Annotated in this window: 12 protein-coding genes and 1 tRNA gene; 6 read left to right on the forward strand and 7 right to left on the reverse strand. The window is 58.4% G+C overall.

What is annotated here, in order from left to right; genetic code table 11:
• Positions 1-72: 72 nt before the first annotated feature.
• The 4 genes from VGP75_RS10195 to rlmB all read right to left on the reverse strand — a co-directional run bounded on the left by VGP75_RS10195 (position 73) and on the right by rlmB (position 3,388).
• A complete protein-coding gene (locus VGP75_RS10195; protein ID WP_327543560.1) occupies positions 73-1,404 on the reverse strand; it encodes a serine/threonine protein kinase in 1,332 nt (443 codons plus the stop codon).
• Positions 1,405-1,612: 208 nt separating this feature from the next.
• Entirely contained in the window at positions 1,613-2,086 is a 474-nt protein-coding gene (locus tag VGP75_RS10200) for a CoA-binding protein (RefSeq protein ID WP_327543561.1), read from the reverse strand.
• 196 nt (positions 2,087-2,282) lie between these two features.
• A complete protein-coding gene (locus tag VGP75_RS10205; RefSeq protein ID WP_327543562.1) occupies positions 2,283-2,594 on the reverse strand; it encodes a hypothetical protein in 312 nt (103 codons plus the stop codon).
• Positions 2,595-2,611: 17 nt separating this feature from the next.
• A complete protein-coding gene (gene rlmB / locus VGP75_RS10210) occupies positions 2,612-3,388 on the reverse strand; it encodes a 23S rRNA (guanosine(2251)-2'-O)-methyltransferase RlmB (RefSeq protein WP_327543563.1) in 777 nt (258 codons plus the stop codon).
• Between the two features lie 126 nt (positions 3,389-3,514).
• Between rlmB and VGP75_RS10215 the strand changes: the two genes are divergently transcribed.
• The 4 genes from VGP75_RS10215 (at position 3,515) to VGP75_RS10230 (ending at position 8,476) form a co-directional block, all read left to right on the forward strand.
• A tRNA-Tyr gene (locus tag VGP75_RS10215) sits at positions 3,515-3,598 on the forward strand.
• Between the two features lie 205 nt (positions 3,599-3,803).
• Positions 3,804-5,693, forward strand: a complete 1,890-nt coding sequence (locus VGP75_RS10220) for a heavy metal translocating P-type ATPase (RefSeq protein WP_327543564.1) — start codon at positions 3,804-3,806, stop codon at positions 5,691-5,693.
• Positions 5,694-5,809: 116 nt separating this feature from the next.
• Positions 5,810-7,390 (forward strand): glycosyltransferase, encoded by a 1,581-nt coding sequence (locus VGP75_RS10225; protein ID WP_327543565.1) that lies wholly within the window; start codon positions 5,810-5,812, stop codon positions 7,388-7,390.
• A gap of 84 nt (positions 7,391-7,474) precedes the next feature.
• Positions 7,475-8,476 carry a GT-B fold glycosyltransferase domain-containing protein gene (locus VGP75_RS10230; RefSeq protein WP_327543566.1) on the forward strand — a complete coding sequence of 334 codons (1,002 nt, stop codon included), beginning with the start codon at positions 7,475-7,477 and terminating at the stop codon, positions 8,474-8,476.
• A gap of 24 nt (positions 8,477-8,500) precedes the next feature.
• Here the strand turns inward: VGP75_RS10230 and VGP75_RS10235 are convergent, their stop codons facing one another.
• From VGP75_RS10235 to VGP75_RS10245, 3 genes are all read right to left on the reverse strand, one after another.
• Entirely contained in the window at positions 8,501-9,199 is a 699-nt protein-coding gene (locus tag VGP75_RS10235; protein WP_327543567.1) for an anti-sigma factor, read from the reverse strand.
• On the reverse strand, positions 9,196-9,744 hold the full coding sequence (locus tag VGP75_RS10240; RefSeq protein WP_327543568.1) for a sigma-70 family RNA polymerase sigma factor: 549 nt from the start codon (positions 9,742-9,744) through the stop codon (positions 9,196-9,198). The genes VGP75_RS10235 and VGP75_RS10240 overlap by 4 nt, the downstream gene beginning before the upstream one ends.
• 341 nt (positions 9,745-10,085) lie before the next feature.
• Positions 10,086-10,499 (reverse strand): VOC family protein, encoded by a 414-nt coding sequence (locus VGP75_RS10245; protein ID WP_327543569.1) that lies wholly within the window; start codon positions 10,497-10,499, stop codon positions 10,086-10,088.
• An 89-nt stretch (positions 10,500-10,588) separates the two neighbouring features.
• Between VGP75_RS10245 and VGP75_RS10250 the strand changes: the two genes are divergently transcribed.
• Both VGP75_RS10250 and VGP75_RS10255 read left to right on the forward strand, forming a co-directional pair.
• Positions 10,589-11,881, forward strand: a complete 1,293-nt coding sequence (locus VGP75_RS10250; RefSeq protein WP_327543570.1) for an O-acetylhomoserine aminocarboxypropyltransferase/cysteine synthase family protein — start codon at positions 10,589-10,591, stop codon at positions 11,879-11,881.
• Between the two features lie 109 nt (positions 11,882-11,990).
• A partial coding sequence (locus VGP75_RS10255) for a hypothetical protein (RefSeq protein ID WP_327543571.1) occupies positions 11,991-14,050 on the forward strand: 2,060 nt, incomplete at its 3' end.

Here is a 14,050-nt window from a genome sequence, read left to right on the forward strand (position 1 = left end):
CTGCGCGCCAAGGCACGTCCGGTATCGTCGAGAAAGCCGCGCGCAGCTAACTGCGCGCGACCCGCGAAACGACTACCTTCCGCGCGAGACCCATTCGAGGATCTTTGACGAAATCCGTTCGTCCTCGGCCTGCTGTCGTGCCTGCTCGGCCTCTTGTTCCGCCAGTGCTGCCAAGCGCGCCTCTTCTGCAAGGCGTGCCTCTCGGGCCTGACGCGCGGCTTCGATAGCTGCTGCACGTTCCGCCTCAAGGCGCTTTTGTTCTGCAACTTCAAATGTTTCGCGGTTGAACTCCTCAACCCATTCGGGCTTGAAACCATCACGCCTCGTCGTCACCTCTTTGCGCGGGGCGGGTGTTTCGACACGCTTTTGGGCATCTTCACTCAAGACATGCTTGTTCGTTTCTTCGATCAACTCGCTGAGTGTTTTCGTCAGGGTCTTGTTTTCCGGTATCTTGACCGTTCTGACCTTCTTGGTTTCCTGCTCGATCAGGTCCAACCAATCCTTTGCAGACTGGATACGCTCTTTGGGGGACACGCGCATCGCCTGGTCGATGGCCTGTAAGAATGCAGTCTCGTATTGCGGGAAGCGCCCTGTGATTGGCTCATAGGGATCAGGCTCACCACCCGCCATCGCTGACACACGGGTTTGACTGTTGGGCGGTGCCTCACCCGAAATCAGGTGGTACATGGTGGCGGCCAGCGCATAAAGGTCGCTGCAGGGCCCCTGCACGCCGCCTGCGACATAGAATTCATGGGGTGAATAGCCGTCCTTGACCACCAGCATGGTCGAGACGGCACTGGTTTTCTGGCTCGCATCCTCGCGGGCGGCGCCAAAGTCGATCAACGCAGGTGTGCCCCATTTGTCCAGCAAAATGTTGTCGGGCGAGATATCACGGTGCAGCAGGTCGTTTCTGTGAACCAGATCAATGGCATCCAGCACCTTTACCAGAATATCGCGCACCTGATCGGGGCTGAGCGCATCATTATCGTCCTCGATCACATCAAGCAGGTCGCGCCCTTCGAACAGATCCAGCACCATATAGGCGGTGCCGTTTTCCTCAAACGCCTGATGGACGCTGACGATATTGGGATGGCGCAACTTGGCAATACTGCGCGCCTCGCGCATGAACATTTCGACGATCTTGCGATACTGCGCATCGTGGGCCGGTGCGTTGACCGTGACGCGGTTGCCAAAGCGCATACAGACCGATTCAGGAAAGCATTCCTTGATGACAACAGGACGTTCCAGAAACGTATCCATGGCCAGATAGGTGATCCCGAATCCTCCCGCACCGATCTGACGATCAATCTTGAACTTGCCATCCAGCAATTCCAAACCGGTCGGCAGGCCCTGTCCCTGACTTTCGTAGGTTTGCGATGCGTCAATGATGCGTGTTTCTTGCATTGATTATCCATAGTCGTGAGGCACAACGGAAAAACAAAGACTGTTACTGGAACTAACCTATAGGTGTGACAGCGGGCGCATGAGTCAACGACGAAACATTTGCAATTTAATGCGTATAGAATCGGCTTACCGCACCGTCAGATTAATCCTGTCGGGCAATTGTGCCATTCTTGTGGCACGTTAAGACTTTTTTAATAAAACCGTCCGTTTACAACTGCAACTTTGACGAAATTATGCCCGTGGCAAAGCCCGCCATGCGCAATTCCGAGAACAGTCTTTGGTATTCGATCTTCGGACAACGATCCTCGATCACATCGACGCCGCGGGCTTGCGCCTCTGCTGCGGCCTGCGGATGTGTCACGCCGATCTGCATCCAGATTGTCTGCAGGTTGGGCCAGCGTGCAAGTGATGCCGCCACGATCGGCGGCACCTGTTCCGACCGGCGAAAGATATCGACCATATCCACATCATCAGGAATTTCGGACACGTCACTATAGACCTTTTCCCCCAACAGCGTCTGGCCTGCCAAACCGGGGTTCACAGGGATGATCCGGTAGCCTTTGAGGCTGAGATAGCGGGCCACGTAATAGCTGGGGCGGATTTCATTTGCGGACACGCCCACGATTGCAATCGTTTTCGTACGCTTCAGAATCGTGCGGAGGTGGTCATCGGAATAAGTCATGCCCCAGCCTACACCGCGCGATCCAAAGAAAAAAGCGCCCGGATCAACCGGGCGCAAGTCGTGGAACGAGGGACAGTGAGACAAAGCGCGCGTGTTCCGGAGGCGCGCTTTCCCTACTGACGTGTGCATGACAGCTCCCTAAACGAAGGGGTGCTCAGGCAAAAGTGATTGGGCGTGTGCATGGCGCGATGACGCGTCAGTCGAAAATCTCGTCAACGACGTCTTCGACAACATCCCATATTTGCGACATCACGCGGCGGCCAAAACCTTTGGATTTCTTGCGTTTTATGGGCCGCTCATGACGGTACTCGGGATATTTCTCGACCCGTTTGCGCGGCATTGGGCGTGCAGATGCCGCCGTTGGCGCAGTTTGCTTTGGCAACATCTTGAGCGCACGCAATGGTGCGCCACAGTTGCTGCATGTCAGTTCGTGTTTGTCTTTGCCGCGCAGGACAAGCGCCGCTTTGGTGCCGCAATAACAACATGTCGCAATCTTTGTGGCGGCCATCAATCCGGTCCTGTCATTCACCCTTTGACAGCATATAGGGCGACGGCCGCCGCATTTGAGACGTTGAGCGATCCAAATCCGGCGGCCGCGTCGATTTTGACCAATGTGTCGCAAGTTTCGCGCGTTTTTTCGCGCAATCCCGGACCTTCGGCCCCCATCACCAGTGCAACAGGGCGATCACGCTTGCCTTCGACCGCGGCCTCGATCGTGGTTTCAGCCTCACCATCAAGGCCCAGTACAAGATACCCCATGCCCTTCAGCGCTTCCATGGCATCCGCCAGATTACGCACCCGCAAATAGGGTTGCCGTTCCAGTGCTCCACTGGCCGTTTTCGCCAAAGCGCCCGTCTCAGGGGCGGAATGACGCTGGACAGCGATGACAGCACGCGCGCCGAAAACTTCGGCAGAACGCAGTATCGCACCCACATTGTGCGGGTCGGTCACGCGGTCAAGCAGTACGATACGCGGCGGCATGGGGCCATCGCCAAGCGCCACATCCTCCAAGCTGCCCCAATCAAGCGGTTTGACTTCCAGTGCCGCCCCCTGATGCACCGACTGCGGATCAAGCGGGGCTGCGAATTTACGAGGATCGGAAATCTCGGGTTCCATCCCGCTTTGCGCCACCGCATCACCAAGGCGTTCCAGCGCATTGCGCGTCACCACCAGCCGCAGCTTGGTACGGGCTGGATTTTCCAGTGCATCGCGCACCGCATGCAGACCAAACAGCCAAACGGTTTCCTGAGCGGCAATCCGTTTGCCCTGCTCTTTTGCAATCACCCACTTTGGCTTTTTCATCTGCTTTCCTATCGCGCATGTTCGCCCCCGCGATACCCCACTCGGGCGTGGCTGTGAAGAGGATCACATCTAACCCCACTTTTGCGGTTGACGCACCCTGGGGGCGCGGGTAATCAGCGCTTGGTTGGGCGACAGGCCGCAAGGTGTGGCAGGGGACTGTAACTCCCTCGAGGCGACTCACGCCTGGTTCGATTCCAGGGTCGCCCACCATTTTTTCCGGATAATGTGAGTCAGCCACCGCCGCGCGCGTGCGCGACGCTGTCGTATCTGCAGCACCTGATCTGAACACCCTACCGCTCAGTTAATACTCGACGCAGAGTTGCTGTTGGGTGATGATAGCGAAACAGTCATCGGGTGGCGGGTTTTCTTTCGAGAACCCTCAAGTACTGTTGATTGCGGGGGAAAGCCGGACCAAATGGAACAGACCACCTCTGACCGATTGAAGAAAGCCCTGTTGCTGTTCTCGGTCGCAGGTTTGCTGTCGGGGCTGGCGCTCTATTTCAACGGACGTAGCGATATCGCCGGCATCGTCTGGTTTACGGGCGTTGTGCCAGTGCTCGCAGCACTCGTCATCGAGATCATCCGCAGTCTTTGGCGAGGCGAGGTCGGATTGGACATCGTCGCGGCGCTCTCAATGACCGCAGCGCTTGTCTTTGGTGAAACACTGGCCGCAGCCGTGGTGGCGGTCATGTATTCCGGCGGCACATTTCTGGAAAGCTTTGCCGAAGGCCGCGCGCGTCGTGAAATGCATGATTTGTTGTCACGCGTGCCCCGCACGGCGACCCGACACAAGAATGGTAGTTTGGAAGACATCCCGCTGGAGGACATTCAACCGGGTGACCTTTTACTGATCCGGCAGGGCGACGTTGTTCCCGTCGATGGCACGGTCGCCTCGGAAGGCGCTTTCGTTGACACGTCAGCACTTACAGGTGAATCGCTGCCTGCGCGTCTGCTCCACGGCGCAGAGGCCTTGAGCGGCGCGACAAATGCGGGCGAACCCTTTGACCTGACAGCGACACGGCTAGCCAAGGACAGCACCTATGCCGGAATCGTGCGTCTGGTCGAAGAGGCCCAACGCTCCAAAGCGCCGATGGCACGCCTCGCGGATCGGTGGTCCCTCGGATTTCTTGCCGTAACAGTTTCGATTGCTTTTGCCGCCTGGTGGTTCACGGGCGATCCGATCAGAGCGGTTGCCGTGCTTGTGGTGGCGACGCCATGCCCTTTGATCCTTGGGGTGCCCGTGGCACTGGTTGCTGGTCTGTCGCGCGCCGCGCATTTCGGCATCTTGATCAAAGGTGCCGGACCGCTTGAGACGATGGCCCGGGTCGGGACGCTGATCCTCGACAAGACAGGCACACTGACGGACGGGCGACCGCAGATCGTGTCCATTGACAGCCGCGACGGCACTGACGGGGATGAAATCCTGCGCCTTGCCGCAGCACTTGATCAGGCGTCAAAGCACCCTGTCGCGCAGGCCGTCGTCGCGGCGGCGAGAGCGCGCGATCTTGTGTTGCCAATACCGTCCGAGGTTGCCGAGATCCCCGGTGAGGGGGTGATCGGCCATGTCGAAGGGCGCACGGTGATTGTCGGCGGAGCCGATTTTGTCACCCAACATATCGGACACCCGCCAGGCGATCACCCCACAGGCACGGCGGGTTCTGTCCTTGTTGCCGTCGCGGTTGATGGCAAGATGGCCGGATATCTCGTGATGGCCGATCCCTTGCGTGACGGGACAGACGCCATGCTTGCACGACTGCGCCGCGAAGGGATCACACGCATACTTCTGGCTACTGGCGACAGGGCGGCGGTCGCAGAGCGGATCACCGACGGTCTCGGGTTCGACAGTGTCCAAGCGGGGCTGACACCCGATATGAAGGTACAGCTGGTGTTGGACGAGCGCAAAAGCAGACCGGTGATGATGGTTGGCGACGGCGTAAACGATGCCCCTGCCCTTGCCGCTGCGGATGTGGGTGTGGCGATGGGCGCACGGGGTGCAGCCGCCTCGGCCGAAGCGGCAGATGTTGTCTTGCTGGTGGACAGGGTCGATCGGCTTGGCCAAGGGATCGAAATCGCGCGCCGCGCCCGCCGCATCGCGGTCCAGAGTGTGGTCGCGGGTATCGGCCTATCGGTTGCGGGGATGATTGCCGCGGCCTTTGGCTATCTGACACCCGTTCAGGGCGCGCTGTTGCAAGAAGCGATCGACGTGGCCGTTATCCTGAACGCGCTGCGAGCGCTTTGGATTGAGCCGTCCGGCATGACGGAAAACACCAGCACGTCCGAGCGTGGTACGAAAGCGCCGGTATAGGCTGGACGAAAACGGTTTTTTCAAGCAATGGTACAGGGAAATCTTAAAATCATGCAGCCTGTCGTCTCCACGTTGGAGGTCAAGTCCTGCGTCGCTAGTTCAGGTCCAGTTTTCGCATGATCCCCAAGATAATCCATCAAACATGGCGCGATCATAATCTGCCGGTCCCGAAGGCTTGGCCCGAAAGCTGGAAGCGCCACAATCCGGATTGGGAGTATCGTCTATGGACTGACGATGATCTGCTTGCATTGGTCCAAACAAATTATCCCGAACTGGAATCGCTTTACCTGTCCTATCCCAAGCCGGTGCAGCGGGCGGACATGGCCCGCTATCTGATCTTGCATCATCACGGCGGCGTTTATGCTGATATCGACACGGAATGTATGGGCCCGCTCGATGTGATTGCAGACGACACAAGGATCATTCTTTCGCAAGAACCGGTTGAACACGCATTCCACGCGCATCATCTGGGAATGGATATGTTGTTGTTCAACGGGGTGATGGCGAGCCCCGCAGAGCACCCCTTTTGGCGCCATCTGAGTGATGTCATGGTCCGGTGCCAGCACGGAAAGAAGAACGTCCTTGATTCGACAGGCCCGTTGTTGCTGACCGGCGCATACGGCACATATGCCGACAAGAACGCTATTTCAGTCAGTTCGTGCCACCTTTTCAATCCGTTGAATATGCAGCTGACCGCAAGTCCGAGCCCGCGTTGTGGAGATTACGCCCATCAGACGCTATCCCATCACTATTGGAGCAGCAGTTGGTTTTCGCGTCGCCGTCTGACGCGGCGCAAGGTGTTGGAACTTAAACTGCGCCGAGCGATCCACCGGCTTACCCGCGGTCCTGTGCTGACGAGGGTGGGCATGGCGCAGCAGATTGACAGCGCGGTCCTCCACAGACCGATCAGCCCGCACGACGTGAATATTTCCATTCTGATCCCGGTCCGCGATGCAGAACCGTTCCTTGAGCGCTGTTTTGAGCTTTTGACACGACTGACCTACCCCAAAGACCGCATGAAGATCGTCTTCTGCGAAGGCGATAGCATTGATGGGACGACGGCAAAGCTTGCCGAACTGGTCGCAGCCCACAAGCACCTGTTTCGCGCCATTGAAGTGACCACTTTGGAGGTCAACGCAACGCTTGACCGCGCCAAACGATGGCTACCTGCCTTGCAGCGCGAACGCCGGTCAAATCTGGCAAAGGTCCGCAATCATCTGATTGATCAAGGGATCACGGATGACGACGATTGGGCGTTGTGGATTGATGTTGATGTTTGCGATTACGCGCCTGACATCATCGAACGCCTGTTGTCGGAACACGAAAAAGTCGTGACACCGGACTGCGTTCTGGACTGGGATGGCCGCAGCTATGACCTGAATGCATTCAACGATGCCGATGAAAGCAAAACCCTATCCTACTACAAATGGGTCAAGCAGGGCCTCTATATGCCGCCCGCATCACATCCCGCCCGCAAGCATTTGCATGTCTTGCGTTTTCTGGACCGTGTCCCACTGACATCCGTCGGGGGAACGATGCTTCTGGTACATGCCGCGGTTCACAAGGCTGGCCTGCGGTTTCCCGAACTGCCCTATGATGATCTGATTGAAACCGAAGGCTTCGGCAGGATGTGCCGTGATTTCGGGGTGCACCCGATCGGGCTGCCGAATGTGCAAATCCGCCACGTCCGGAGTTAGGAGACGCGCTGATCACCCGCGCCTGTTGCACCTGGCCTCTGCGCGCGGCTAGAAAGGCAAAAGTCTTACAGGATCAGCCCATCTATGGCCAAGCCGCCAAAATCGACCCCCACTTACAACATCCTGATCATCGGGCAAGGCGGACGTCTTGAATATGAGGCACTGCTTTTCGCGGCCTCTTTGCGCACATATTCGCCCAAATTCGCAGGCCAGCTCTTTGTCGCCGAACCGCAGCCTGGCCCGCTTTGGGACCGTGACCCGCGCATGTCCGCACCTGTCAAAGCACAGCTTGCTGCGTTGGATGCGCAGGTTGTGCCCTTCGTATCCCGCCATTTCGGCCAGTCCTATCCCTACGGCAACAAGATCGAAGGATTGCAGGTCCTGCCCGCAGACGAGCCTTTTATTTTCTTCGATACCGACACGCTGATAACAGGTGAATTGGGGGAAATTCCTTTCGATTTCACCCGCCCTGCTGCGTCTATGCAGCGCGAGGGCACATGGCCTGTCGAAGAACTGTACTGGCCCGGCTACACCGCGATATGGAAATCGCTTTATGACCGTTTCGGGCTGGACTTTGAAACCTCGCTCGACCATGCGCAGCCGGACGAATATTGGGAACGCTATCTTTACTTCAACGCCGGATGGTTTTTCGGGGCCGACCCTGCGGAGTTCGGTCAGAGGTTTACCGAGTATGCGGCCAGCGTGCGCGACGACCCTCCGAATGAACTGGTGATCCAGCCGCTTGATCCCTGGCTCGATCAGATCGTCCTGCCCTTGGTTATTCATGGCTTGGGTGGCGGCAGGCCGGGGCCGGAACTGGCAGGGCTTGACGGGGATGTCAGCTATCATTACCGGCTCTTGCCGCTGTTCTATGCGACGGCGACAGATCAACAGGTCGCCGCCTTGGAAAAGGTCACCGCCCCCAACAAGATCAAGAAGCTGCTGAAGCTTTACGAGCCCTTCAAGCGGATGGTCTATCAGGGGCGCGGCACAAAAGTGCGAGCTCTTTTCGATCGTGACAACCTGCCACGCCACGAAAAAGCGATCCGGAACAAGATCAAGGCGGCGGGTTTCTGGATGCGATGACTGCGGCGCTGGTGCGCGCGCATATCAAAGACGACTGGAAACGCCCGGAATATCCACGGTTCCAAACACGCGCCCTGTCGGTGAGCCTGTAGGTGAACCACCCACGGGTTCCTCGCTGACACCCAAGGTCAGGATACCCTCGACGGCGGCAATCTCCTGAGGCATCGCGATCCTGACTGTATCGCCCTCGGGCCAGAGCCCCACAGATGTGGCCGGCTCTCCCTCGCCATGCGCCCAGACTTGCAGAATACGGCCTTCGGGGGCGGCACCGGCCGTGCGGGTCAGGAAGACCTCATTGGTCGATTTATCGACAACGGCCACGACACGGAAATCCCCGGCTTCGGAAACGATCTCGGCCGTATAGAGCGGCCCACTTTCGGGCGGCGGACTGCCAAGACCGGACGAGAGCAGGAACACCAGCAAAAGCACGCTCAGAGCACTGACACCTTGCCAGAGCCAAAGCTTCGCCCACCAGGGTTTACGTTCTGCTGTCGGGAACAGTTCCGCAAAAAGCGCTTGCTTGACGGCAGGAGGCGGCGCAACCGGTGCAAGGTCGTCGGTCATCGACGCCAAGCGCATTTCCCAATCTGTCACTGCCTGCGAAAAGGCGCGGTCAGTCGCCAACAAACGCTTGGCCTCGGCCAATTCCTCGCCCGTCAACAGCCCAAGCGCATATTCTGCGGCTTTCACGTCCATCTGGTCTGGCGCTTGCTCTGTGGTCATCGTGCCATACACTCCCGCAGGGCTATCAGGCTTCGGCGCAACCATGTCCGCATCGTATTCAGGGGCACATCAAACTGCTCGGAAAGTTCCTGATAGCTTTGCCCCTGAAGATATGCGCCTGAAATCGCGGCACGGCGGTCGGCGTCCAACTCATCCAGACACTGTGTAATGCGTTTTGCCTCAGAATGCGCAATCGCCGCCTGTTCCGGCGATAGTCCGGGTGCAGGGAGCCGTTCGCTATAGTCTGCGAGATCGTGATCCACGTGACGCGCCCGCAGGCGGTCAATAGCCGTATTGCGCGCAATCGTGATCAGCCACGTCATCGGCGAATGGCCCGTCACCTGATAGCGACCGGCATTCTTCCAGACTTTGACGTAGGTCTCTTGCATGGCATCCTCGGCTGCGGCGCGTTCAGTCAACACACGCAAACATACAGCAAATAGTTTCCCCGAGGTGGCATCATAAAGGTCCGCAAACGCCGTTTGACTACCCAAAGCAGTCTGCGCAATCAGCGCTTCTATTTCGTCGCGGCCATCAGTTTTCATTGTTTTTCAATATCAGAAGGCCAAGCATGGGTTACAAATGTTGCAAAAAGACGATCGGCAAAACACCAGGTTGGCCTCATGTCTTTCTATTGGAAAAAAATTAGAGCCGCGTGAAACTTTATCCAGTGGTCCCACGTGTTTTTGTTGATCTGTCGAAGATCGCGTCGCCTGGAAGAACGATGAAACGACACATCAAAAAACTTACTGCCACGATTGTGCGGCACATCGCCTAGTAAACATCAGAAATTCTTTGGCCCAAGGTTCCGAGTTTTGCGTTTACGATATCGGGTCAGAGAAACGGATCGCCCGCAGCACCGTCCCCGGGTTGCGGGCGATCCCTCTTAGGTCGCGAATACACCGCCCATATCAGCGTAGCCTTTGATTTCAATCGGGTTGCCCGACGGATCACGGAAGAACATAGTCCACTGCTCGCCCGGCTCGCCTTTAAAGCGCACGGAGGGGGCGATAATAAAATCGGTCTGACGCTCTTCAAGACGCCCGGCCAGTGCGGTCCAGTCTTCCAGCGGCAGGACAATCCCGAAATGGGGCATCGGCACCATGTGATCGCCCACTTTACCTGTCGGTTCATTGGCAAAAGGCGTGCCGAGGTGCAGGCTGAGCTGATGGCCGAAAAAATCGAAATCCACCCATGTATCGGTTGAACGGCCTTCGGTCGCACCCAGTGCACCGGAATAGAATTCTCTGGATTCGTCCAGATCCAAAACATGAAAGGCAAAATGGAAGGGGTGCGGCATGATCTTGTCCTTTGCGAATGAGGGCCGTTGAGGTGTTCCGGCTTTCCGCCTACACCTAGCGGCAACAACTTTCAAAGGGGAGACCAGAAATGACCGATGGCCCAAGCTATGGCTTTGATACGCTGCAAGTTCACGCAGGCGCCCGCCCTGATCCGGCGACCGGCGCACGACAGGTTCCGATCTACCAAACCACCGCTTATGTGTTCCGCGATGCAGACCACGCAGCGGCTTTGTTCAACCTCCAAGAGGTTGGCTATATCTACTCCCGCCTGACCAACCCCACAGTTGCCGCGCTGCAAGAACGCATCGCGACGCTTGAAGGCGGTGTTGGCGGTGTGTGCTGCTCGTCCGGTCACGCCGCACAAATCATGGCGCTTTTCCCGCTGATGCAGCCGGGGCGCAATATCGTCGCGTCCAGCCGCCTCTATGGTGGCACCGTCACGCAGTTCAGCCAGACGATCAAACGCTTTGGCTGGTCCGCGAAATTCGTTGACTTTGATGATCATGCCGCAGTCGCGGCCGCCATCGACGACGACACGCGCGCCGTGTTCTGCGAAGCCATCGCCAACCCGGGCGGCCATATCACCGATCTTGATGCGATCTCGACCATTTCCGATGCGGCAGGGATTCCTTTGATCGTGGACAACACCTCGGCCACGCCGTACCTGTGCCGCCCGATTGAGCATGGCGCGACACTGGTCGTCCATTCCACCACCAAATACCTGACGGGCAACGGCACCGTCACCGGTGGCTGCGTTGTGGATAGCGGAAAATTTGACTGGGCCGCGAATGACAAATTCCCGTCGCTCAGCCAGCCTGAGCCCGCCTACCACGGCCTGAAGTTTGCCGAAACATTCGGCCCACTGGCCTTTACCTTCCACGGCATTGCCATCGGTCTGCGCGATCTGGGCATGACGATGAACCCGCAAGCCGCGCATTACACGCTGATGGGGATCGAGACCCTTTCGCTGCGCATGGAGCGGCATGTGGAGAATGCGATGAAAATTGCCAAATGGCTCGAGGATGATCCGCGCACAGAATACGTGACCTATGCCGGGCTTGAGAGTTCGCCCTATTCCAAACTCGTGCCAAAAATCTGCCCCAAGGGTGCGGGTGCCTTGTTCACCGTGGCCGTAAAGGGCGGCTATGACGCCTGTATCAAGCTTGTCGATAGCCTCGAGATATTTAGCCATGTGGCTAACCTCGGAGATACGCGCAGTCTGATCATTCACTCGGCCTCGACCACGCACCGCCAGTTGACGGCCGAACAGCAAGAGGCCGCAGGTGCGGGCCCTGGTATTGTGCGTTTGTCCATCGGGATCGAGGATGCCGACGACCTGATTGCCGATCTTGATCAGGCCTTGGCAAAAGCCACAGCCTGACACTAAGAAACCCGTCCGTGCCCTTGGCGTGGGCGGGTTTCTGCTTTAGGGTTCGGCCATGGGGGCAAAACGCGTTTTGCCTGTGGGACCAACATGCTAGAGCGTGACTATGATCACCAACTTTGCGCTATCGCTTTCGCTTGACGGAATTGAGCTGCTTCATCGCGTGCCACGCGGCTGGCGGCCGGTTGGACGCGTCGATGTGGCCAGCAAAACGCTTGAGGAAGACCTGAGCGCGCTGCGTGAAAAGGCCCTGTTGATCGCACCCGACGGCCTGCGGAGCAAAGTGATTATTCCGCTCGATCAGATCAAATACATCGCGCTCGATGGGACACGCACCACCGAGGAGGATATTCACGCCGCTTTGGATGGCGCGACACCCTATGCGCTGGGTGATCTGGTCATTGACAGCGAAAAAAGTGGCGGGCGTACCCATGTTGCCGCCGTCGCGCGTGAAACGCTCAACGAGGCCGAGGCCTTTGCCAATGCGCATGGTTTTCAGCCTGTCGCCTTTGTCGCAGTTCCCGAACCCTTCACTTTTCAAAAAGAGGTCTTTTTCGGTCCAACCGAGATGGCGCGCAGCATTGTTGGCCCTGATGCGATCATTGAACGCGATGATCTTCCGGTCATGCCGGTCGGCACACGGATCAAATCGCGCCTTCTGGTGTTCGATCAGCCCGAAAGTGTGGAAGAGGACACGTATAAAGATGACCTCGCCATATTGATGGCATCACAAGATACGCCCGCACCGGTTGCGCCCGAGACCGGGGTCATCGCTGCGGACGAAAAAGCCCCTCCGCTGGCCGCGCCAAGACAGGCGATGTGGATTGACCGTATCCCGCCCGAGCATCATGCGCGGACCACTGCGGATACGCCTGAAGCCGCACCCGCCTCTACAGCGGCCAAAGTTGCATTGGCAAAACCTGTGCTGTTGGATCTGGTGATCCCCGAGCATCACCGCAAAACGCCCAAGAAGGCAAAGTCACCGCTCGTTGCCGTATTTGGCGGACAAAAAAGTGCAGCCCCTGCCGTGTCGCTCGGTACACCGGCATCACAGGTAGCGGCCCCCGCCATTGCGCCGCAAGCGAACCGGCCGACAGCACCAGACGCAAGCCGTCCGGCAGTCGCACCAGAGACGAACAAACGCCCTGCCCTGATTGCCGCTGGCATTGCTGCGGCCGCTTTGGTTCTTGGTGGTGTGATCTGGTCGCAGCAGGCGACGATTGAGACGGCCGCGCTTGCGCCAGAGCCTTCGGTTGCGACCGAAGAGGTCGTTGCCGCGCAAGCACCGGCAGAACCGCAGAACATTGAAGAGGCAGCGCCCGAGGCAGGTCCAGAGATCGCAGAGATTGCAATCGTGGATTTTGCAGCGCCACAGGCAAGCGACAATGATCTTGCAGAAATCGGATCGGAGGCGCCCGCGGCGCGTGGCGCTGCACCCGCAGAAATAGTGGCCGCCGCATCTGATGAACCCGTGACAACAGTACAGGCCCCGCCTGCCCCTCCGGCACAGGAAACAGCCCAAGCCGACGTGGGCGCACCCGTCCTGCGCGCGCAGGTACTCAGCCCCGACGAGGCCGAACGCATCTATGACGCAACCGGTGTCTGGCAGCGTGCCCCAAGGTTCTTTGACATCCCGTCGGGCGCAATTCCGTTGGCATTTGATCGCCCTGCGGCAATCACCGCACCTGACCGGATCACACGGCCCGACATGGCGCAGCTTGACGGGTTTGAAACCGATCTTAGCTTTATTGCCCCGGCCAATCCCCCCGCTCCCGACGTGACATTCGCGCGTGACGCCGACGGGTTCATTCTGGCAACCGAGGAAGGCACCGTCACGCCGGAAGGTGCCCTCGTCTTTGCGGGGCTGCCCGACCTTGCGATCACGCCACGCCCCGAACTCAGTGAAGCTGATCTGGAGCGCTTTGCGCTTCTCGCGCCGGCCCCTGAAGGTGTGGTGATCATTCCGGGCACGCCCGCTGTCGTGCCACCTTTGCGCCCTGCGGATGCGGCATTGCCCGAAACGGAAGAGGCGCTAGAGGATGCAACGGTTGCCGCTGCCTCACCCGCGGCTGAAACGCCGACGCCCGGCGGTGTTGGCCTTGGCGGGCTCGAGCTCCAGAATACCGGCGCGATTTCACTTGATACAGCTGTCGTGGAAGAACGCGC

It is taken from the genome of Yoonia sp., from assembly GCF_036007805.1.
Classification (GTDB): Bacteria; Pseudomonadota; Alphaproteobacteria; order Rhodobacterales; family Rhodobacteraceae; genus Yoonia.

What these genes read in the sequence shown, in the direction of transcription:
- VGP75_RS10195 (WP_327543560.1), bottom strand. Translation starts at nt 1,404, where the DNA reads ATGCAAGAAACACGCATCATTGACGCATCGCAAACCTACGAAAGTCAG.
- VGP75_RS10200 (WP_327543561.1), bottom strand. Translation starts at nt 2,086, where the DNA reads ATGACTTATTCCGATGACCACCTCCGCACGATTCTGAAGCGTACGAAA.
- VGP75_RS10205 (WP_327543562.1), bottom strand. Translation starts at nt 2,594, where the DNA reads ATGGCCGCCACAAAGATTGCGACATGTTGTTATTGCGGCACCAAAGCG.
- rlmB (WP_327543563.1), bottom strand. Translation starts at nt 3,388, where the DNA reads ATGAAAAAGCCAAAGTGGGTGATTGCAAAAGAGCAGGGCAAACGGATT.
- VGP75_RS10220 (WP_327543564.1), top strand. Translation starts at nt 3,804, where the DNA reads ATGGAACAGACCACCTCTGACCGATTGAAGAAAGCCCTGTTGCTGTTC.
- VGP75_RS10225 (WP_327543565.1), top strand. Translation starts at nt 5,810, where the DNA reads ATGATCCCCAAGATAATCCATCAAACATGGCGCGATCATAATCTGCCG.
- VGP75_RS10230 (WP_327543566.1), top strand. Translation starts at nt 7,475, where the DNA reads ATGGCCAAGCCGCCAAAATCGACCCCCACTTACAACATCCTGATCATC.
- VGP75_RS10235 (WP_327543567.1), bottom strand. Translation starts at nt 9,199, where the DNA reads ATGACCACAGAGCAAGCGCCAGACCAGATGGACGTGAAAGCCGCAGAA.
- VGP75_RS10240 (WP_327543568.1), bottom strand. Translation starts at nt 9,744, where the DNA reads ATGAAAACTGATGGCCGCGACGAAATAGAAGCGCTGATTGCGCAGACT.
- VGP75_RS10245 (WP_327543569.1), bottom strand. Translation starts at nt 10,499, where the DNA reads ATGCCGCACCCCTTCCATTTTGCCTTTCATGTTTTGGATCTGGACGAA.
- VGP75_RS10250 (WP_327543570.1), top strand. Translation starts at nt 10,589, where the DNA reads ATGACCGATGGCCCAAGCTATGGCTTTGATACGCTGCAAGTTCACGCA.